Annotated in this window: 19 protein-coding genes; 17 read left to right on the top strand and 2 right to left on the bottom strand. The window is 69.5% G+C overall.

The window, feature by feature from the left end; genetic code table 11:
* The first annotated feature begins 262 nt into the window (after positions 1-262).
* From FFS15_RS16970 to dapF, 16 genes are all read left to right on the top strand, one after another.
* Complete coding sequence (locus tag FFS15_RS16970; protein ID WP_137846230.1) at positions 263-1,150, top strand: type IV toxin-antitoxin system AbiEi family antitoxin domain-containing protein; 888 nt, start codon at positions 263-265, stop codon at positions 1,148-1,150.
* A 175-nt stretch (positions 1,151-1,325) separates the two neighbouring features.
* Positions 1,326-2,303, top strand: coding sequence for a 4-hydroxy-tetrahydrodipicolinate synthase (gene dapA / locus FFS15_RS16965; protein WP_137846229.1), 978 nt, complete (start codon positions 1,326-1,328; stop codon positions 2,301-2,303).
* 85 nt (positions 2,304-2,388) lie between these two features.
* The gene (locus FFS15_RS16960) at positions 2,389-4,065 is read left to right on the top strand and encodes a ribonuclease J (RefSeq protein ID WP_137846228.1); all 1,677 of its coding nucleotides are present in this window, start codon (positions 2,389-2,391) and stop codon (positions 4,063-4,065) included.
* 53 nt (positions 4,066-4,118) lie between these two features.
* Positions 4,119-4,613 carry a GNAT family N-acetyltransferase gene (locus tag FFS15_RS16955; protein WP_137846227.1) on the top strand — a complete coding sequence of 165 codons (495 nt, stop codon included), beginning with the start codon at positions 4,119-4,121 and terminating at the stop codon, positions 4,611-4,613.
* Positions 4,614-4,696: 83 nt separating this feature from the next.
* Positions 4,697-7,366 carry a DNA translocase FtsK gene (locus FFS15_RS16950; RefSeq protein ID WP_137846226.1) on the top strand — a complete coding sequence of 890 codons (2,670 nt, stop codon included), beginning with the start codon at positions 4,697-4,699 and terminating at the stop codon, positions 7,364-7,366.
* Positions 7,367-7,401: 35 nt separating this feature from the next.
* On the top strand, positions 7,402-7,971 hold the full coding sequence (gene pgsA / locus FFS15_RS16945) for a CDP-diacylglycerol--glycerol-3-phosphate 3-phosphatidyltransferase (RefSeq protein ID WP_137846225.1): 570 nt from the start codon (positions 7,402-7,404) through the stop codon (positions 7,969-7,971).
* Positions 7,968-8,435 carry a CinA family protein gene (locus FFS15_RS16940; protein WP_137846224.1) on the top strand — a complete coding sequence of 156 codons (468 nt, stop codon included), beginning with the start codon at positions 7,968-7,970 and terminating at the stop codon, positions 8,433-8,435. Before pgsA ends, FFS15_RS16940 begins: the two co-directional genes overlap by 4 nt.
* Before the next feature lie 158 nt (positions 8,436-8,593).
* Positions 8,594-8,902, top strand: coding sequence for a helix-turn-helix transcriptional regulator (locus tag FFS15_RS16935; protein ID WP_137846223.1), 309 nt, complete (start codon positions 8,594-8,596; stop codon positions 8,900-8,902).
* Positions 8,903-8,909: 7 nt separating this feature from the next.
* Entirely contained in the window at positions 8,910-9,134 is a 225-nt protein-coding gene (locus FFS15_RS16930; protein WP_137846222.1) for a DUF3046 domain-containing protein, read from the top strand.
* A 313-nt stretch (positions 9,135-9,447) separates the two neighbouring features.
* Positions 9,448-10,500 carry a recombinase RecA gene (gene recA / locus FFS15_RS16925; protein WP_137846221.1) on the top strand — a complete coding sequence of 351 codons (1,053 nt, stop codon included), beginning with the start codon at positions 9,448-9,450 and terminating at the stop codon, positions 10,498-10,500.
* A 1-nt stretch (position 10,501) separates the two neighbouring features.
* Entirely contained in the window at positions 10,502-11,182 is a 681-nt protein-coding gene (locus tag FFS15_RS16920; RefSeq protein ID WP_137846220.1) for a regulatory protein RecX, read from the top strand.
* Between the two features lie 80 nt (positions 11,183-11,262).
* Positions 11,263-12,813, top strand: a complete 1,551-nt coding sequence (miaB, locus tag FFS15_RS16915; protein ID WP_137846219.1) for a tRNA (N6-isopentenyl adenosine(37)-C2)-methylthiotransferase MiaB — start codon at positions 11,263-11,265, stop codon at positions 12,811-12,813.
* Entirely contained in the window at positions 12,806-13,768 is a 963-nt protein-coding gene (miaA, locus tag FFS15_RS16910) for a tRNA (adenosine(37)-N6)-dimethylallyltransferase MiaA (protein WP_249354176.1), read from the top strand. The genes miaB and miaA overlap by 8 nt, the downstream gene beginning before the upstream one ends.
* A complete protein-coding gene (locus FFS15_RS16905) occupies positions 13,768-13,992 on the top strand; it encodes a hypothetical protein (protein ID WP_137846218.1) in 225 nt (74 codons plus the stop codon). Before miaA ends, FFS15_RS16905 begins: the two co-directional genes overlap by 1 nt.
* A gap of 39 nt (positions 13,993-14,031) precedes the next feature.
* Positions 14,032-14,454 carry a GNAT family acetyltransferase gene (locus tag FFS15_RS16900; protein ID WP_137846217.1) on the top strand — a complete coding sequence of 141 codons (423 nt, stop codon included), beginning with the start codon at positions 14,032-14,034 and terminating at the stop codon, positions 14,452-14,454.
* A 37-nt stretch (positions 14,455-14,491) separates the two neighbouring features.
* Positions 14,492-15,364: a diaminopimelate epimerase gene (gene dapF / locus FFS15_RS16895; protein ID WP_137846216.1), complete on the top strand. Its 873-nt coding sequence runs from the start codon at positions 14,492-14,494 to the stop codon at positions 15,362-15,364.
* A 16-nt stretch (positions 15,365-15,380) separates the two neighbouring features.
* Here dapF and FFS15_RS16890 read toward each other — a convergent pair whose 3' ends face one another.
* Complete coding sequence (locus FFS15_RS16890) at positions 15,381-16,022, bottom strand: methyltransferase (RefSeq protein WP_137846215.1); 642 nt, start codon at positions 16,020-16,022, stop codon at positions 15,381-15,383.
* A 108-nt stretch (positions 16,023-16,130) separates the two neighbouring features.
* Here FFS15_RS16890 and hflX point away from each other — a divergent pair, with 108 nt between their 5' ends.
* Positions 16,131-17,648, top strand: a complete 1,518-nt coding sequence (gene hflX, locus FFS15_RS16885; RefSeq protein WP_137846214.1) for a GTPase HflX — start codon at positions 16,131-16,133, stop codon at positions 17,646-17,648.
* Positions 17,649-17,652: 4 nt separating this feature from the next.
* Here hflX and FFS15_RS16880 read toward each other — a convergent pair whose 3' ends face one another.
* The gene (locus tag FFS15_RS16880; protein ID WP_137846213.1) at positions 17,653-19,566 is read right to left on the bottom strand and encodes a prolyl oligopeptidase family serine peptidase; all 1,914 of its coding nucleotides are present in this window, start codon (positions 19,564-19,566) and stop codon (positions 17,653-17,655) included.
* Positions 19,567-19,807 lie beyond the last annotated feature (241 nt).

Genomic DNA, 19,807 nt, shown 5'->3' with positions numbered 1-19,807 from the left:
GCCCTCGTCTCCCGCGCCGCCGCCCGCGGGCGCTGATCCCTGATCCGTACCGAAAACCTGCTCGGTAACAGCGACACGCCGGTGACGGATGCCGGCGCCCGGCGTGTCGGATGACGGAGCGGGTTTTCGGCCCGGGGCGGGGGAGGAGTGAGGCCACGGGGTCGGAACCACAGGTTCCTCCCCAGAGACGGCTCGGGCGGCATCCGTCCCCAATCTCGTCGTCGGAGCTGTGTCGTGTGCCGTCCGGCCGCACGCTCGATCCATGTCCAGGGAATCCGCTGTTACCGCGGTGCGGCGTCGCGGCGGGGCGGCTCGCACGGCGGCGCTCCGGGCGGCAGGGCTGAGTCGCCGAGACCTTGCCCGCGCCGTGCGCGACGGGATGCTGCTGCGACCTCGCAATGGCGTGTACGTCCTTCCCGACACCAGCGAGGCGATCATCGAGTCGCTCCGCCACTGTGGCGTGATCGCGTGCGTCACGGCGGCCCGGGACTACGGGCTGTGGACGCTCGATCGAGGCGCGGAGGAGCCGGCCCATACCTGGGTGCACCCCGATCATCGCCCCACTCGCGTCGCGATCGAACCCCACCCAGGCGAAGGAGCATGCTGCCTGTTCCATCGCGAAACACCCCTCGATCCGCCCGACCTGCAGCGGGTCGGCATCCTTCACTGCCTCGTGCAGATCCAGCGATGCCGCGGCGATGAGCCGTTCTTCGCAGCCCTCGAGTCCGCGCTGAGGCTCCGGCAGATCGACGTCGGGCAGCGCGAGATCTTGCGCGAGGCCATCCCGGCCGAGTCGCGATGGCTCGTCGACTTCGCCCGCCTCGACGCCGACAGCGGTCTCGAGTCCCTTCTGCGGCTGCGCCTGCACCACCTCGGGCTGTCGCTCACGAGCCAGGTGCCCGTTCCGGGCGTGGGAGTCGTGGACTTCGTGCTCGGCGACTGCCTGATCCTCGAGGCCGACGGCGAGACACACGATGGTGCCGGCAGACACGCCGACCGGGTTCGGGATGCTGCGGCAGCGGCCCTCGGATTCAACACCCTCAGATTCGACTACGCGCTGATCGTCCACGACTGGGAGCTCGTCGAGGCCGCGATCCTCTCCGCCGTCTCCCGCAACCTGCACCGCAGCAGGGCCGGCCTCACCTGGTGAGCCCGGCCGTCGACGTCGCTCATCCACCGCCGGTGTACCGAAAATCCGGTCCGTCACGTCGACACCCCGGTGACGGATGCCGGAGACCGGCGTGTCGTATCACCGAGCGGGTTTTCGGCACAGCACGTCGAAACGCGCGGCGACAACGCGCGCGGCATCCCGATAACCTGAGGGGATGACGCACACGGGAAACCCCTTCGGACAGGTTCTCGTCGCGCTCGTCACTCCGATGACGGCCGACGGCGAAGTCGATTGGCCCGCCGTCGAGAAGCACATCGACGACGTCATCACCGCCGGTGCCGACGGCATCGTCGTGACCGGCACGACCGGTGAGACCAGCACTCTCACCGATGCCGAGAAGCTCCGGCTCGTCGAGGTCGGCAAGGATGTCGCCGCAGGCCGGGCATCGATCATCACGGGCGGCGGCTCGAACGAGACCGCCCACGCGATCGAGCTCTACAAGGCCAGCGAGAAGGCCGGCGCCGACGGCATCATGATCGTCACGCCGTACTACAACAAGCCCACGCAGGCCGGCATCCTCACCCACTTCCGGCTCGTGGCCGATGCCACCGATCTGCCGGTGATCCTGTACGACATCCCCGGGCGCACGGGGGTGCCGATCAAATACGAGACGATCCTGCGGCTCGCGAAGCACCCGAACATCCTCGCCATCAAGGACGCCAAGGGCGACTTCAGCGAGGTGAGCCGCGTGCTCAACCAGACCGACCTCATGTACTTCTCGGGCGACGACGCGAACATCCTGCCGCACCTCGCGATCGGGGCGTCCGGCCTCATCGGGGTGACGGCGAACATCGCCGCCCAGCCGTACCGCGTGATCGTCGATGCTGTGAACCGCGGTGACCTGCAGGCCGCCACCGCAGCCCACATGAAGCTCGAACCGCTCGTTCGGGCCGTGATGACCCACGTGCCCGGCACGGTGTCGGCGAAGTACATCCTGCACGGACTCGGGCGCATCACGAGCCCGCGGGTGCGGCTGCCGCTGGTCGGACCCGAGGAGTGGGAGGCCGCGATGATCGAGGACGAACTCTCGCTCGTCGTCGATGTGCCCGGCGCCGACTTCTCCAACTTCCGTCCTGACCGCAATGCCGCCGCCGGCGGCGCCCTGCCGAAGGTGTCCGGCACGACGAGATGACGTCCGCGCGCCGCCACGCCCCCTGAGGCAGACGACGCGACAGAAGAACCGATCGGATGCCACGGCATCCCGAGGAGGCAAAACGATGCCCAGCACGGTCTACGACCCGCCCGCCCTCGAGCCGGGGACGCTCCGCGTCACACCGCTCGGCGGACTCGGAGAGGTCGGTCGCAACATGACGGTCTTCGAGTACGAGGGCAAGCTCCTCATCGTCGACTGCGGAGTGCTGTTCCCGGAGGAGCATCAGCCCGGCGTCGACCTGATCCTGCCCGACTTCGAGCCGCTCAAGGAGCGCCTCGACGACATCGTCGGCGTCGTCCTCACCCACGGGCACGAGGACCACATCGGGGCCGTTCCCTACCTTCTCAGGCTGAAGCAGGACATCCCCCTGATCGGGTCGGGCCTCACCCTCGCCCTCATCGAGGCGAAACTCAAAGAGCACCGCATCAAGGCGTACACCCTCACCGTCAAAGAGGGTCAGACCGAGCGGATCGGCCCGTTCGATCTCGAATTCGTCGCGGTGAACCACTCGATCCCCGACGCGCTCGCCGTCGCGATCCGGACGCCCGCGGGCCTCGTCCTCGCCACCGGCGACTTCAAGATGGATCAGCTGCCCCTCGACGGCCGTCTCACCGACCTGCGCGCGTTCGCGCGCCTCGGTGAGGAGGGAGTCGACCTGTTCCTCGTCGACTCCACGAACGCCGACGTCCCCGGCTTCACTCCGCTCGAGCGCTCGATCGGCCCGGTGCTCGAACAGGTCATCGGCAGTTCGCCCCGCCGCGTCATCGTCGCGAGCTTCTCGAGTCACGTCCACCGGGTGCAGCAGGTGCTCGACGCCGCAGCGGCGCACGGCCGCCGCGTGGCGCTCCTCGGCCGCAGCATGCTGCGCAACATGACGATCGCGGAAGACCTCGGGTACCTCCACGTGCCCCAGGGCGTGCTGATCGACTATCGCAAGGCCCGGGATCTTCCCGACGACCGCATCGTCTACATGTCGACCGGGTCGCAGGGCGAGCCGATGGCGGTGCTCAGCCGCATGGCCAACAACGACCACGCGATCGAGCCCGGCCCGGGCGACACGGTCATCCTCGCCTCCAGCCTCATCCCCGGCAACGAGAACGCCGTGTACCGCGTCATCGACGGTCTCACGAAGCTCGGCGCGAACGTCGTCCACAAGGGCAACGCGAAGGTGCACGTTTCGGGCCACGCCGCCGCGGGCGAGCTGCTGTACTGCTACAACATCCTCAAGCCGAAGAACGTGCTTCCCGTGCACGGCGAGTATCGCCATCTGATGGCCAACGCCAAGCTCGCGCAGGACACCGGCATCCACCCGGACCGCACGATCCTGGGCGAGAACGGCACGGTGATCGACCTCAAGGACGGCACCGCCTCGGTGGTCGGCCAGCTCGACCTCGGCTTCGTCTACGTCGACGGGTCGACGGTGGGCGAGATCACGGATGCCGACCTCAAGGACCGCCGGATCCTGGGCGAAGAGGGCTTCATCTCGGTCATCGTCGTCGTGGATGCCGCCACCGGCCGCATCATCACGGGCCCCGAGATCCACGCTCGGGGGTTCGCCGAGGACGACGCGGTGTTCGAGAGCGTCAAGCCCAAGATCGCCGCGGCGCTCGCCGAAGCGGCGAGTTCGGGTGTGCGCGACTCGCACGCGCTGTCGCAGATCGTGCGGCGCACGATCGGCCGCTGGGTGAACCAGTCGCTGCGCCGGCGCCCCATGATCGTCCCGCTGGTCATCGAGGCGTAGTCGATTTCCGGCCCGGATACGGGCCTGAAACACGGCAGCCCTACACTCGGCACATGCCCGCATCCTTCCGCCTTCGCGCCGCCACCCAGGCGGACGGCGCGTTCCTCGGCGACATGGTCGTCGAGGCCGTCAATTGGCGGCAGGGCGGTGCGCTGCCGAAGCACCAGGTGATCACAGGGTCGGAGCACAGCAGGTACGTCGCGGGATGGAAGCGTCCCGGTGACGCCGGCTTCGTCGCGGAGGACGACAACGGCGAGCCGATCGGAGCCGCCTGGTATCGGATGCTGCCGCGCAGCGACCCCGGATTCGGCTACGTCGGCACCGGCGTGCCCGAGCTCATCATCGGCGTGCGTCCGATCTGGCGCGCGCACGGGGTCGGGCGGGCGCTGCTGCACCGCCTGTGCGACCAGGCTCGCACCGAGGGCTACGGCCGGCTGAGTCTGAGCGTCGAGCGGGGGAACTTCGCGACGACGCTCTACCGCAGCGAGGGATTCGCCGTGACGCAGAGCGGCATGGGCCGCGACACCATGGTCAAGCGCCTGCGCTGACGCGCGGAATCCCGCATCATCGGCGCTGCCGAAGCGCCGCGTGGTTCCGGGGAAATGTCGCCGGTCGCGCCTACCGTGGGGGAATGGCCAGGAGCACCAGTCCGACCAAGGGCGCACGCACGCCTTCGAGCGCGCCATCCGCACGCGCCAAGAAGCCCGCACCGGCACCGAAACGCTACGTCGGCGACTCCGACAAGCCGCCCGTGGTCGTGCGGGCCTGGCTCGGTCTCGCGCACGCGACCGGCGGACTGTTCCGCGCCTTCGGACCCGAGACACTCGAGAAGGATCAGCGTCGCGACGGGTTTCCGTTCCTGCTCGTGCTGCTCGCGATCGCCGGCGCAACCGTGGAGTGGTTCTTCATCGGCACCGAGGCAGCGGGGCTCATCAGCGCGTACACCGTGGGCTTCCTCCTCGGCCGCGAGGCCTTCATCCTGCCTGTCCTGCTCCTGCTGCTGGCGGGATGGATGTTCCGGCATCCGTCGTCCGTGCACGACAACGGCCGCATCGGCGTCGGATTCGGCCTCCTCGTGCTCACGATCGCGGGTTTCTGTCACGTCGCCGGCGGCCGGCCGCAACCCAATGAGGGGCTGCCCGCACTCAGTGCGGCAGGAGGGCTCTTCGGATGGATGGTCGGCGAGCCGCTCGCACTGCTGCTCACCGACGTCGGGGCCTACATCGTCCTGTCGCTGTTCGCAGCGCTCAGCATCCTGATCATCACGAAGACGCCGCCCAACCGCATCGGGCGCCGCCTCGGCCAGCTCTACGCGTGGATGTTCGACGCCGAGCCGCGCGCCGAGAAGGCGGAGGCGGATGCCGCGGCCGCGGCATCCGACGACACGTCGCTGCCGTGGTGGCGCCGCAACAAGACCGGGCGCGAGAAGGATCCCGAAGACGGGCTCGGCTCGCAGGACCTCACGACCCTGCTCTCCCCGAGTTCGACGCAGGGCGGCTTCGATCAGGCGCTGGCGCCTGCGGTTCCGCCGCCGGCCGGCCCGGACGCGCTCACAGAGATCATCGACCACGCGGCGTTGACGGGGGCGACCAAGCCCGGCAAGCGGGCGACGACGTCGCTGCGCGACGACAGTGACGTCGATCCGCTCGACGACGGCGTGCTCCCCGGCATCGATGGGATCGGCGCGGATGCTGCCGCCCACCCGCCGTCGGCGACCTATCGACTACCGTCGGTGAACGCGCTCGCCGCCGGGTCGCCCCACGTCGCGCGCTCGCAAGCCAACGACGACACGGTCCGGGCGATCACGAGCGTGCTGCAGCAGTTCGGCGTCGACGCGAAGGTCACCGGCTTCTCACGGGGTCCGACAGTGACCCAGTACGAGATCGAGGTCGGCCACGGCGTCAAGGTCGAGCGCATCACGGCGCTCCAGAACAACTTCGCGTACGCGGTCGCCTCGAACGAGGTGCGAATCCTCGCCCCCATCCCGGGCAAGAGTGCCATCGGCGTCGAGATCCCCAACGCCGACCGTGAGATCGTCACGCTCGGCGATGTGCTGCGCTCGCAGAACGCCGCGCAGTCGACGCACCCGATGACGATCGGCGTCGGGAAGGACGTCGGCGGCGGCTACGTCGTCGCCAACCTCGCGAAGATGCCCCACCTGCTCGTGGCCGGTTCCACCGGCTCGGGCAAGTCGAGCTTCGTGAACTCGATGATCACGAGCCTCCTCATGCGGGCGAAGCCCGCCGACGTGCGCATGGTGCTCATCGACCCCAAGCGCGTCGAGCTCACGTCGTACGCGGGTGTTCCGCACCTCATCACGCCCATCATCACGAACCCCAAGAAGGCCGCCGAGGCGCTGCAGTGGGTCGTGAAGGAGATGGACATGAGGTACGACGACCTCGCGTCCTTCGGCTTCCGCCACATCGACGACTTCAACCGCGCGGTGGTCGCGGGCGAAGTGAAGCTCCCCGTCGGCAGCGAGCGCGTGCTCAAGCCGTATCCGTACCTGCTCGTGGTCGTCGACGAGCTCGCCGACCTGATGATGGTGGCACCGCGCGACGTCGAGGACTCGATCGTGCGCATCACCCAGCTGGCGCGAGCGAGCGGCATCCATCTGGTCCTCGCGACACAGCGACCGAGCGTCGATGTCGTCACGGGGCTCATCAAGGCCAACGTGCCCTCGCGATTGGCCTTCGCCGTGACGAGTGTCACCGACTCCCGCGTCATCCTCGACCAGCCCGGCGCCGACCGGCTCATCGGCCAGGGCGACGGTCTGTTCCTGCCGATGGGGGCCTCGAAGGCGATCCGCGTTCAGGGCGCATGGGTGAGCGAGCAGGAGATCGAGAAGGTCGTGCAGCACGTCACGGCCCAGGCGCGCCCCGAGTACCGCGAGGTCGCGGTGGCAGCCGAGAAGAAGGAGATCGATGCCGACATCGGAGACGACCTCGAGCTGCTGCTGGCGGCGACCGAGCTCGTCGTGTCGACCCAGTTCGGATCGACCTCGATGCTGCAGCGGAAGCTCCGTGTCGGCTTCGCCAAGGCCGGTCGCCTCATGGACCTGCTCGAATCCCGCGAGATCGTCGGCCCATCCGAGGGCTCCAAGGCGCGTGACGTGCTCGTGACCGTCGAGCAGCTCCCGGCGATCCTGGCTCGGCTGCGCGGCGACGACGTGCCCGGCGAGGGCGGGGGAGCGGCATCCGATCCCTATGGAGCCGATGCCGTCGACGCCCAGTTCCACGGCTACCCCGTCGTCGAGGCCGAAGGCGACGAAGACGCATGGGGCCTCACCGGCCGCGACTGATCGCCGCTGACGACCGCCCCCGATAGGCTCGGCGCATGGCGATCCCGAGGCAGCTTCCGAACGCGATCACGATCGTCCGCATCTTCTGCGCGCCGGTCTTCCTGTGGATGCTGCTCGCCGACGGCGGCGCCGACGGGGCACTGCGCTGGTGGGCCGCGGCGCTGTTCATCGTCGCGATCGCGACCGACGGCATCGACGGCTATCTGGCCCGCAAGCACGACATCGTCACGGATCTCGGCAAGCTCCTCGATCCGATCGCCGACAAGGTGCTCACCGGCTTCGCGTTCATCGGGCTGTCGATTCTGGGGGAGCTCGACTGGTGGATCACGATCGTCGTGCTCATCCGCGAGATCGGAATCACGATCTATCGCTTCGCCGTGGTGAGCGACCACGTGCTCGCGGCGGCGTGGATGGGCAAGCTCAAGACGGTCGCGCAGGCCCTCGCCCTGTCGCTCGCGCTGCTGCCGCTGTGGACGCTCGTCGGCGAGTGGATCTGGTGGGTCAACGGTGTCACGATGACGATCGCCGTGATCCTCACGATCGCGAGCGGGATCGACTACATCGTGAGCGAGACGCGTGGCCGCCGGAAGGGCGCGAAGGCGTGACGGATGCCGCCGCCGGCGTGCTCGCAGCGCTCGATCGGCGCGGCTGGACGATCGGGACGGCCGAGTCGCTGACCGGCGGTCTGCTGGTCGCCGCCCTCGTCGATGTACCCGGCGCCTCCGCGCACGTGCGCGGAGGAATCGTCGCCTACGCGACGGATCTCAAGCGGAGCGTGCTGGGCGTGGACGCCGCCCTCCTGGCCGCCGTCGGAGCGGTCGACGCGGCCGTCGCACGCCAGATGGCCGAGGGTGTGCGCGGCGTGCTCGGCGCCGACGTCGGCGTGGCCACCACGGGCGTTGCCGGGCCCGACCCGCAGGACGGACAGGCCGTCGGCACGGTGTTCATCGCTATTGCGACGCCGGAGTCCACGGAAGTCGCAGCCATCGCACTCACCGGATCGCGCGCCGAGATCCGTGCCGAGAGCGTGGCCGTCGCCCTCCGGCTCTGCCGCGATCGGCTCGGTTGAATGTCCGCGCGAGATCGGGAACAGAGCGTGTTTCGTCTCGGTTACATTCAGCGATTCCCACCCATATCCCAGTCGACGGGATTAGATTGGCATCATCCGGTGCTGTACTGTTGTCCACCCGGACAGCGGCGGAATCATACGTGAGGAGGGGGCCCATCATGATCCTGGTACGTCAAGAGATCGGCGAAGTGCTTCGTGACTTCCGCCAGCAGAAGGGCCGCACCCTCCGTCAGGTCGCCGGTCGCGCGAGTGTCGCGCTCGGGTACCTGAGCGAGGTCGAGCGGGGCCAGAAAGAAGCATCGAGCGAGATCCTCGCCTCGGTCGCCGAGGCCCTCGACGTTCCCATCTCGATCATCATGCGCGAGGTCGGCGACCGCATCTCGGTGCTCGAAGGCCTGCAGACGTTCCCCGACGTCGTTCCCGACGACCTCGTCGCCTCGGTCGACGCCGAACTGTCGCTGCGCTGACCGGCACGTGCGTCGCAGTGAGTTCGAGCGCGCCGTCGCCGATGAGTTCGGCGCGCGCGGGTCGTCGCTGATCGCGGATCTCGCACTCCCGCAGTTCGGCGGCAGGACGGCCGCCGAAGCACTCTCTTCGGGGGAGGCGCCTCGCGATGTGTGGGTCGCGCTGTGCGAGGAGACCGACGTGCCGCTTCAGCGCCGCTATGGCGCAGGCCGGCTGGAACCGCGGCGTCACTGACGCGACTGGGTAGCGCACCTCGCGGCGTGTCATCGTCCTTCGATACGGCTCGTTCCTCGCCTACTCAGGAACCAGCAGGAGCCGCTTCGCGGCGTGTCATCGAATAGACGTTCGAATGCCGCGTAGGCTCCTGCACAGCGGGTGTCGAGGACGCATCTGTCCACAGTCACGGAGGAGCGAAGACCGATGTCGGAGCCCCTCCCTAACGTGAGCAGCGTCGAACGACACCCCACGCCTTGTCGCAGCATCCCGCCCATCCGGGGCGGAGCGCGACAGCCTACAGGCGACGGAACGCGAGTATAAGGAGCACGACATGCCCTCAGCTGAGAACCGCGAGAAGGCCCTCGAATCGGCCCTCGCCCAGATCGACCGGCAGTTCGGAAAGGGCTCGGTCATGCGACTCGGCTCCGATGAGCGCGCTCCGGTCGAGGTCATCCCCACCGGCTCGATCGCCCTCGACGTCGCCCTCGGCGTCGGCGGACTTCCCCGCGGCCGCATCATCGAGATCTACGGTCCCGAGTCGTCGGGTAAGACGACGCTGACCCTCCACGCGATCGCCAACGTCCAGAAGCAGGGCGGGATCGCTGCGTTCATCGACGCCGAGCACGCCCTCGACCCCGACTACGCACACAAGCTCGGTGTCGACATCGATGCCCTTCTCGTGTCGCAGCCCGATACCGGTGAGCAGGCTCTCGAGATCGCCGACATGCTGATCCGTTCCGGCGCGATCGACCTCGTCGTCATCGACTCGGTCGCAGCGCTCGTCCCCAAGGCAGAGATCGAGGGCGAGATGGGCGACACGCACGTCGGTCTGCAGGCGCGTCTCATGTCGCAAGCTCTCCGCAAGCTGACCGGTGGTCTCAACCAGACGAACACCACGATGATCTTCATCAACCAGCTCCGCGAGAAGATCGGCGTGTTCTTCGGCTCGCCCGAGACCACGGCCGGCGGAAAGGCGCTGAAGTTCTACGCGTCGGTACGCCTCGACATCCGTCGCATCGAGACGCTGAAGGACGGCACCGACGCGGTCGGAAACCGCACCCGCGTCAAGGTCGTCAAGAACAAGATGGCACCGCCGTTCAAGCAGGCCGAGTTCGACATCCTCTACGGCGTCGGCATCTCCCGCGAGGGCAGCCTCATCGACTTCGGCGTCGAGCACGCCATCGTCAAGAAGTCGGGGGCCTGGTACACGTACGACGGCGAGCAGCTCGGACAGGGCAAGGAGAATGCCCGCAACTTCCTCATCAAGAACGAGGACGTCGCGGCCGAGATCGAGTCGAAGATCAAGGCGAAGCTGGGCATCGGTCAGCCGAAGGCGGTCGGCGAGTCCGCCGCGGACGAGTTGGCCGCCCGACGCCCGGCCTGACGTGTCGACCAGCGATCACGGGGGTGAGTCCGAAGGACTCGCCCCCGTCATCCCGCTCTTCGGCGGCCCGCGCCGTGACGAGCCGGTTGTCGATGGGGGATATGACGCGCCGAGCGATGAGCACGCGGCGGGGTGGCACCCCACGTGGAGTGTGGATCGGCCGACGTACGACGACGACGGCGACGAACACGCACCGAACGTCGAGGCCGCCGAGAAGGCGCTGCTGAAGAAGCTGCGTACGCGCTCGATGTCGATCGCCGAGGCGCGCACGCAGCTGCGCGAGCACGAGCTGGACGCCGCCGGAGTCGAGCACGTGCTCGCCTCGCTCGAGGCATACGGCTACCTCGACGATGCCGCGCTGGCCGAGCAGCTCGTCCACGCCGGCGTCGATCGCAAGGGTCAGGGCCGGCAGGTCATCGCCCAGACACTCGCGAAGCGCGGCATCCCGCGCGATGTCGCCGACGCGGCGCTGGCGACCATGCCCGACGACGACCTCGAACGGGCGCTCGAGTATGCGCGCAGCAAGGCACGGTCGATGAGCAGCCTCGACCGTGACACGGCGCTGCGTCGCCTCACCGGCCAGCTCGCACGACGCGGCTACGGCGGCTCGCTGGCGATGACCGCGGCGCGCACGGCGCTCGACGAGGGGTCGGGAAGCTCGACCGGGGTGCGGTTCCGATGAGGGCGGGCCTTCGGGCGTGAGCGTCACTGACACCCCTCCGGGCCGGGCTCCCATCCCCGGCTCGTAGAATGGCCCTCATCATGACCACCCCATCCAGCTCACCGACTCTCATCGCGCCCTCTGCGGCCGCGCTCGGCATCGACGGCCGGGCGCGCACCTACGAAGTGCGCACGTTCGGCTGCCAGATGAACGTCCACGACTCCGAACGCCTGTCGGGCTCGCTCGAGAGCGCCGGGTACGTGCGGGCGGATGCCGGCGAAGACGCCGACGTCGTCGTGATCAACACGTGCGCTGTGCGTGACAACGCCGCCGGAAAGCTCTACGGCACGCTTGGGCACCTCAAATCCCGCAAGGACAAGCACGACGGCATGCAGATCGCCGTCGGCGGCTGCCTCGCTCAGATGGACAAAGAGGCCGTCCAGCAGAAGGCGCCATGGGTCGACGTCGTCTTCGGCACCCACAACATGGGCTCGTTGCCGAGTCTGCTGGAGCGCGCCCGCCACAACGGCGACGCCGAGCTCGAGATCCTCGAGTCGCTCGAGATCTTCCCGTCGACGCTGCCGACCAAGCGCGACAGCGTCCACTCCGGTTGGGTGTCCATCTCGGTGGGCTGCAACAACACCTGCACGTTCTGCATCGTGCCGAGCCTCCGCGGCAAAGAGAAGGACCGTCGCCCGGGTGACATCCTCAACGAGATCCGGCTGCTCGTCGACGACGGCGCCATCGAGGTCACCCTCCTCGGCCAGAACGTGAACTCGTACGGCGTCGAGTTCGGCGATCGCCAGGCGTTCGGCAAGCTCCTGCGCGCCGCCGGTGAGATCGAGGGTCTCGAGCGCGTCCGCTTCACGAGCCCGCACCCCGCCGCGTTCACCGACGACGTCATCGACGCCATGGCCGAGACTCCGGCTGTCATGCCGCAGCTGCACATGCCCCTGCAGTCCGGCAGCGACCGCATCCTCAAGGCGATGCGCCGGTCCTACCGCAGCGAGAAGTTCCTCGGCATCCTCGACCGCGTTCGCGAGCGCATCCCGAACGCTGCGATCACGACCGACATCATCGTCGGTTTCCCCGGTGAGACCGAAGAGGACTTCGAAGAGACGATGCGCGTCGTCGAGCAGGCGCGCTTCGCGAGCGCCTTCACGTTCCAGTACTCGATCCGCGAGGGGACGCCTGCGGCGACCATGCCGGATCAGGTTCCGAAGGAGATCGTTCAGACACGGTACGAGCGTCTCGCCGCCCTCCAGGACCGCATCTCGCGCGAAGAGAACGAGAAGCAGCTCGGTCGCGAGCTGCAGGTGCTCGTCTCGACGGGCGAAGGCAAGAAGGACGCCGAGACCCACCGCCTCACCGGTCGCGCCGAAGACAACCGGCTCGTGCACTTCGAGGTGCCCGCAGGCTCCGCTGTGCCCCGCCCCGGCGACGTCGTCTCGGTCGTCGTGACGCATGCCGCCCCGTTCCATCTGCTCGCCGATTCCGTCGACGGCGCCCCGCTCCGCATCCGACGCACCCGTGCCGGCGACGCGTGGGACCGCAGCCAGGCGGAGTCCTGTGCGGTCCCGGCACCGGCATCCGAGGCCGGCACGCCGCGCGCGGTGTCGCTCGGCCTGCCGACGCTCCGCATCGGTGTCTGATTCGTCCCTCGCCCTGAGCGAGCAGAGCGAGGCCGAGCGCTCACCCCGCCTGTGGGCGATCGTCGGTGCCACCGGAACCGGCAAGACGGCGCTCTCGCTCGATCTCGCCGAGGCGCTGGCCGCACAGGGGAGAACGGCCGAGATCGTCAATGCCGACGCGATGCAGCTGTACCGCGGCATGGACGTCGGCACGGCGAAGCTCCCCGTGGACGAGCGTCGCGGCATCCCGCATCATCTCTTCGACGCCCTTGACGTCACCGACGAAGCCGCCGTCGCCTGGTATCAGCCCACGGCGCGGGCGATGATCGAGCAGATCCACGAGCGGGGCGCCGACGCGATTCTCGTCGGGGGATCCGGGCTGTACGTCTCGGCGGTCGTGTTCGATTTCCGCTTCCCGCCCCATGACGATGCTCTCCGTGCACAGCTCGAGGCAGACCTCGAGCGCGACGGCCCCGGCATGCTGTTCGCGCGCCTGCGGGAGGCGGACCCGGCGACGGCCGCACGCATCGACCCCAAGAACGGTCGCCGCATCGTCCGCGCGCTCGAGGTGCTCGCGCAGGGCGCGCAGACCCACGGGGCAGCCCTTCCGGACGAGCCCGCGCTCTGGCACGACGACACCCGCATCGTCGGCGTCGGGATGCCACGAGAGCAGCTGGTCGAGCGGCTGGACGAGCGTGTGGTCGGCATGTGGCGGGACGGACTGCTCGCCGAAGTCGATGCCCTGCGTGAAGCGGGTCTCGAGCGGGGCATCACCGCGCGCCGCGCGATCGGCTATGCCCAGGCGCTGGCCCAGCTGCGCGGCGAGCTGAGTGAAGCCGAGGCGATCGCCGAGACGCAGGCGCTCACCCGCCGCTATGCGCGGCGGCAGGTCTCATGGTTCCGCCGATACCGTGACATCGCATGGGTCGAGCCGGGCGCGGATGCCGCACACCTGGCCGATGGAAGGACCGACTGATGACCGAACCCGACCCCGAACCGTACGTGAAGCTTCATCGCGACGGGAGCGTATGGGCCCGCGGCTTCATGGCCGGCGACGACATGGAGGGCTACTGGGAGTGGTTCCGTCTCGACGGCACGCTCATGCGCAGCGGCACCTTCGACCGCGGCCGCCAGGTGGGCGTCTGGACCACGTACGACAAGACCGGCGCGCCGCACAAGGAGACCCGCTTCCCGGAGTGAGCACGGAGCGGATGCCGCCGCCCTGGCAGACTCGAGGGTATGAGCATCGGAATCCGTCCCTTCTCCGTCGCCGACACCGAGGCGGTCGTGGAACTCTGGCGTGAGACAGGTCTCACCCGCTCCTGGAACGATCCGTACCAGGACATCAGCCGCAAGCTCACGGTGCAGCCCGAGCTCTTCCTCGTGGCGGAGGCGGACGGCGAGGTCGTCGGAACGGTCATGGCCGGCTACGACGGGCATCGCGGCTGGCTGTACTATCTCGCCTCCGCACCCGCCCGCCGAGGCGAGGGGATCGCGCGGCGCCTCGTGGAGCGCGTCGAGGAAGCGCTCCTCGAGATGGGATGTCCGAAGGTGCAGCTCATGGTGCGGCCCGAGAACGGCATCGCGCGCGGGTTCTACGCCGCCCTCGGCTATGAGTCGTTCGAGACCTGGACGACGGGCAAGCGCCTCATCGCGGACTGATCCGCGCCGCGGCGCGGCGTCGACCTAGAATGAGGGGATGCCGCAGACCGTCTCGTTCACGAAGGGCCACGGCACCGGGAACGACTTCGTCATCATCCCCGATCCCGACGGCGCACTCGACCTGTCCGACGATCACGTCGCGATCCTATGCGATCGGCGTTTCGGCATCGGCGGCGACGGCATCCTCCGTGTCGTGCGTGCCGCGTCGATCGCCGAGGGCCGCGAGGCGGCGGCAGCCGGCGCCGAATGGTTCATGGACTACCGCAACGCCGACGGCTCGAAGGCCGAGATGTGCGGCAACGGCATCCGCGTGTTCGTGCGCTACCTCGTCGACGTCGGCTGGGCGCAGCTCGACGACGGGCCGCTCGCGATCGGCACCCGTGCCGGGGTGAAGACCGTCACCCGCAGCGATCTCGGGTTCGAGGTGGACCTCGGACCCTGGCGCGTCGAGCCGGGCGACGTCCTTGTGCGCGCCCGCGGCATCGGTGCTCCGCGCCCCGGCATGGGGATCGACGTCGGCAATCCGCACATCGTCGTCGCACTTCCCGATGAAGCAGAGCTCGACGGCCTCGACCTGACGGTTCTTCCGCAGCTTCATCCTGCGCCCGTCCACGGCGCGAACGTCGAGTTCGTGGTGCCGAGCGACCCGCTCGTCCACGCCGGAGTGGGGTCGATCCGCATGCGGGTGTTCGAGCGCGGTGTGGGCGAGACGCTCAGCTGCGGCACCGGTGTCGCAGCGGCCGCCCTCGCGGTGCGGGAGTGGGCGGGTCCTGCCGCTCCGGATCAGTGGAGCGTGACGGTGCCCGGCGGTGTCCTCGGGGTTCGCATGCCCGAGGTCGACGGCGAACGCCACGTGCTGCTGTCGGGCCCGGCGACCCTCGTCTACTCGGGCGAGGTCACGCTCGCCTGAGCGCCGCGGGTCCTGCTCAGGGCAGGTCGATCGGCTCGCTCTGCGGCGAGCCATGCCGGCGCACCTTGATCACCCGGAAGCCGCGCGCAGTCGCGGCGCGGTGCACGCTGTACCCGCGCTCGAACGACCCCTCGAGCCAGCGCTGCAGCGAGTCCGAGCCGAGATTGCGCTGCACGACGAGCCACGCGTCGGATCGTTCGTCCAGACGCGGGATCCATCGCTCGAGCAGACCGTGCAGCTCCGCCTTGCCCACGCGGATCGGCGGATTCGACCGGATCGAGCGGAAGACGACGTCGTCGGGAACATCGTCGGGCAGTGACGCGTTGACGTTGTCGAGTCCGAGCGCTTCGGCGTTGCGACGGACGAGATCGAGCGCCCGCTCGTTCACGTCCACCGCCCACACCGTGGCCCGCGGAGACTCCATCGCCACGCTGAGCGCGATCGGTCCCCATCCGCAGCCGAGGTCGAGGATCTGCCCGCCCGCAGGGGGCGGGGGAGTGTTCGCGAGCAGCACCGCCGTGCCGGAGTCGACATGGTCGGGACTGAACACGCCGCCCGCCGTCGTGACCTCGACGGAAGAACCGGCGAGCGTGACGGTGATGCGGCGAAGACTCTCGGCACTGGCGGGGGACGCACTGAAGTAGTGGTCGTTCCCCATGGGTGTCGAGCGTACCGGAGGACCTCCGCACTGCGGGAGGCTAGAATTCACGAGCGCTTCGGCGCCCCACCCGAGATGCGCGGCCACGCGGCATCCCGAAAGGAACACATGACGGACACCACGACTTCGCACAGCACCGACGAGACGCCGATCGATCCGGTCGACCGCGTTCTCGCAAACGCCGAGGCGCGGTCAGGTGTGCGGGTGTTCGGGGCCGCTCAGGCGCTGCAGGACGACGCCACGATCGGCGATGCTCACTCGGACGGCGCCCAGTGGGACCGCGAGGAGCGCGCGGCGCTGCGCCGCGTTCCAGGCCTGTCGACAGAGCTCGAAGACGTCACCGAGGTCGAATACCGGCAGTTGCGCCTCGAGAACGTCGTGCTGGTCGGCGTGCATGCTCAGGGCGAGCAGGAGGATGCCGAGAACTCCCTCCGCGAGCTCGCGGCGCTCTCCGAGACCGCCGGCGCCGTCGTCCTCGACGGCGTGCTGCAGCGGCGGCCGCATCCCGACCCCGCCACCTATGTCGGACGCGGCAAGGCGCAGGAGCTGCGGGACATCGTCGCCGCCGTCGGCGCCGACACCGTGATCGCCGACACCGAGCTCGCACCCAGCCAGCGGCGTGCGCTCGAAGACGTGGTGAAGGTAAAGGTCATCGACCGCACCACCGTCATCCTCGACATCTTCAGCCAGCACGCCAAGAGCCGCGAGGGCAAGGCCCAGGTCGAGCTCGCGCAGCTCGAATACCTGCTTCCGCGCCTGCGCGGCTGGGGTGACTCGATGAGTCGTCAGGCCGGTGGTCAGGTCGGCGCCGGCGGTGCCGGCATGGGATCGCGCGGACCCGGTGAGACGAAGATCGAGCTCGATCGCCGCCGCATCCGCACCAAGATGGCGCTGCTGCGCCGTCAGATCCGCGACTTCGCGCCCGCGCGCGATGCCAAGCGCGCCGAGCGCAAGCGCAACACGATCCCCTCGGTCGCGATCGCCGGCTACACCAACGCCGGCAAGTCGAGTCTGCTAAACCGGCTCACGAGCGCCGGCGTGCTCGTCGAGAACGCGTTGTTCGCGACGCTGGATGCCACCGTCCGTCGCTCCGAGACGACCGACGGCCGCGTCTACACGCTCACCGACACGGTCGGGTTCGTCCGCAACCTTCCGCACCAGCTCGTCGAGGCGTTCCGCTCGACGCTCGAAGAGGTCGGCGGCTCCGACGTCATCGTCCACGTCGTCGACGGGTCGCACCCCGATCCCGCCGCACAGCTGGCGACCGTGCGCGACGTGATCGGCGATGTCGGTGCCCGCGACATCCCGGAGCTCGTGGTCTTCAACAAGTCCGACCTCGTCGACGACGACACGCGTCTGGTGCTGCGCGGGCTCGAGCCCGCGGCCATCTTCGCCTCGTCGCGCACCGGTGAGGGCATCGACGAGCTGCGGGCGGTGATCGAGGGGATGCTGCCCCTCCCCGCGGTCGAGGTGCGCGCACTCGTGCCCTATGACCGCGGCGACCTCGTGTCGGCCGTCCACGAGAGCGGGATCATCCTGTCGCAGGAGCACGAGGAGGGCGGCACGGCCATCCATGCTCGTGTTGGAGAGCACCTGGCGGCGCGCCTCGCGCCCTTCGCGGTCTGAGCCCTCAGCGCAGCTCGAGCGGGTCCACCCCGGGCGCCTCGAACCCCAGCACCTGGCCGAGGAAGGCGATCTCGGCCTCGAGCTGGCGGATGACCGTCTCGGAGCGGCGGAAGCCGTGCCCCTCGCCCGCGAAGGCGAGGTACGCATGAGGCACGCCGTTCGCGGCGAGGGCGTCGCGCACCGCTTCGGACTGCGACGGGGGCACGACCTCGTCGTCGAGCCCCTGCTCGATCAGCAGGGGCGTCGTCAGCGTGTCGAGCCGGGTCAGCGGCGAACGCGCGATGTAGAGCTCCTCCGCCTCCGGCAGCGGCCCGACCATGCTGTCGAGATAGCGCGATTCGAAATCGTGGGTGTCTTCGGCGAGGCGCCGGAGGTCGGCGACCCCGTAGCGGCTGATGCCCGCCGCGAAGTCGTCGGACGCCGCCAGCGCGCACAGCACCGTCCATCCGCCCGCTGACCCGCCCGCGATCGCGAGGCGCGCGGCGTCGGCGTGGCCTGCGGCCACGAGTCCGCGGGCGGCGGCGATCACATCGTCGACGTCGACGATGCCCCACTGCCCGAGGAGCCGCTCGCGGTACGCCCGCCCGTAGCCGCTCGAACCGCCGTAGTTGACGTCGAGCACGCCGATCCCGCGGCTCGTGAAGTACGCGATCTTCGGCGTCGCCGACCCCGCGACGTGCGTGGTGGGGCCGCCGTGCACGAACACCAGGTAGGGCGGAAGCTCACCGTCCGTTTCAGAGACGTCGGGATTGGTCGGCGGGTAGGCGAAGGCGTGCACGCGCCCCCGAGGGCCTTCGAAGGTCAGGGCCCGGGGTCGCGGCATCCACTCGTCGCCCCACGCCGTTTCGCCGCCGCGCACCGCGACCGCTGAGGCAGGCTCGTCGACGTCGATGATCCAGAGCCCCGAAGCGGCGGAGGCACCAGCACCCGACACGAGCACGCGTGAGCCGGCAGCATCCTCCACGTTCGCGTTCGCCGTGACCGGGGTCTCGAGCACGCGGGCGTCGCCGGTGGCCGGGTCGATGACGACGAGCTCGTCGTCGCCGTTCGTGCGGACCGCGAGGATGCGGCCGTCGGCGAGCACCGTGTACCAGCGCAGCCCCAGTACCCACAGCGGGCCGCCGGTGTCGGCGTCGGCCGGTGCGATCGGCGCGTGGTCGAGGTCGGCCGACAGGTGCATGCGCCAGAGGTTCCAGCGCCCGGTCGGGTCGTCGAGGTAGACGAGGTCGTCGGCGTCCAGCCAGCTCGGCTGCAGGGGAGACGTGTCTCCGCCGGCCAGCGTCGCCCACTCCGCCACGGTGCCGTCCTCGATACGGCCGACGCGCAGCTCCGCGCGGTCCCACGGCATCGCCGGGTGATTCCACGCGATCCAGGCCAGGTGATGGCCCCCGGGCGAGAGCGAGGGCTGAGCGAGGAAGTCGCTGTCGGCGGTGAGGTCGACCACGTCGGGGCGGTCGCCGAGCCCGATCCGCACGATGTCGCGGCGGGGTACGACGGTCTTCCCGTGGCGCTCGCGCACCCCCAGCAGCACGCCCTCCTGCCACGACAGACCGCCGTAGCGGGTCGACGGGTCGACGGGGGTCAGGGCACGGGGCTCGCCGCCCGGAGTCAGCGCCCACACGCGCTGGTCGGACTTCTCCACGAACACCAGCACGCCGGCATCCGTCGTGGTCCACGCACCGCCGCCGTACTCGTGCACGCGCGAGCGGGCACTCCAGGGGGCAGGCAGCACGTCTTCGACGGCACCGGATGCCGCGCGCCGGCGCACAGCGCTGCGCCCACCCTCGGTGGCCACCGACTCACCCCACCAGACGTCGTCGCCGACGAAGCGGGCGCCCTCGATCCGCGGTGCCGACGCCGAGACGTCGGCGGCGGACAGCGGGGAGGGCCAGGAACCGTAGGGAAGCGCCTCGGGCATGACTCCACGGTACGCGCAGGCGGCGCGCGGGGGGATGGGGTCCGACGAAACACATCGTCACAGTCGGCGCGGGCGCGGTCGCCTCCGATACCGTGAACGCATCGTCGCCCGGTCGTCAGCGCATTCGCGCCGACACCCTGAGCTGGTCTCGGGGTCCGGGCAGGGAGCGACAGCCGAGCCCGGCACCCGCCCGCGATGACACCGCTGCGTCGGCTTGCCGACGCAGCGCGGTCCGCGGCCG

It is taken from the genome of Microbacterium sp. 2FI, from assembly GCF_005502885.1.
Lineage (GTDB): Bacteria > Actinomycetota > Actinomycetes > Actinomycetales > Microbacteriaceae > Microbacterium.
The sequence above is the reverse complement of the archived record's forward strand: the minus strand, read 5'-3'. Positions and strand labels throughout refer to the sequence as shown.

Coding starts and splice junctions, on each gene's coding strand:
- FFS15_RS16880 (WP_137846213.1), bottom strand. CDS start 19,566: ATGCCCGAGGCGCTTCCCTACGGTTCCTGGCCCTCCCCGCTGTCCGCC.
- FFS15_RS16935 (WP_137846223.1), top strand. CDS start 8,594: ATGATCCTGGTACGTCAAGAGATCGGCGAAGTGCTTCGTGACTTCCGC.
- recA (WP_137846221.1), top strand. CDS start 9,448: ATGCCCTCAGCTGAGAACCGCGAGAAGGCCCTCGAATCGGCCCTCGCC.
- FFS15_RS16950 (WP_137846226.1), top strand. CDS start 4,697: ATGGCCAGGAGCACCAGTCCGACCAAGGGCGCACGCACGCCTTCGAGC.
- hflX (WP_137846214.1), top strand. CDS start 16,131: ATGACGGACACCACGACTTCGCACAGCACCGACGAGACGCCGATCGAT.
- FFS15_RS16905 (WP_137846218.1), top strand. CDS start 13,768: ATGACCGAACCCGACCCCGAACCGTACGTGAAGCTTCATCGCGACGGG.
- FFS15_RS16890 (WP_137846215.1), bottom strand. CDS start 16,022: ATGGGGAACGACCACTACTTCAGTGCGTCCCCCGCCAGTGCCGAGAGT.
- pgsA (WP_137846225.1), top strand. CDS start 7,402: ATGGCGATCCCGAGGCAGCTTCCGAACGCGATCACGATCGTCCGCATC.
- dapA (WP_137846229.1), top strand. CDS start 1,326: ATGACGCACACGGGAAACCCCTTCGGACAGGTTCTCGTCGCGCTCGTC.
- miaB (WP_137846219.1), top strand. CDS start 11,263: ATGACCACCCCATCCAGCTCACCGACTCTCATCGCGCCCTCTGCGGCC.
- FFS15_RS16955 (WP_137846227.1), top strand. CDS start 4,119: ATGCCCGCATCCTTCCGCCTTCGCGCCGCCACCCAGGCGGACGGCGCG.
- dapF (WP_137846216.1), top strand. CDS start 14,492: ATGCCGCAGACCGTCTCGTTCACGAAGGGCCACGGCACCGGGAACGAC.
- FFS15_RS16960 (WP_137846228.1), top strand. CDS start 2,389: ATGCCCAGCACGGTCTACGACCCGCCCGCCCTCGAGCCGGGGACGCTC.
- FFS15_RS16900 (WP_137846217.1), top strand. CDS start 14,032: ATGAGCATCGGAATCCGTCCCTTCTCCGTCGCCGACACCGAGGCGGTC.
- FFS15_RS16970 (WP_137846230.1), top strand. CDS start 263: ATGTCCAGGGAATCCGCTGTTACCGCGGTGCGGCGTCGCGGCGGGGCG.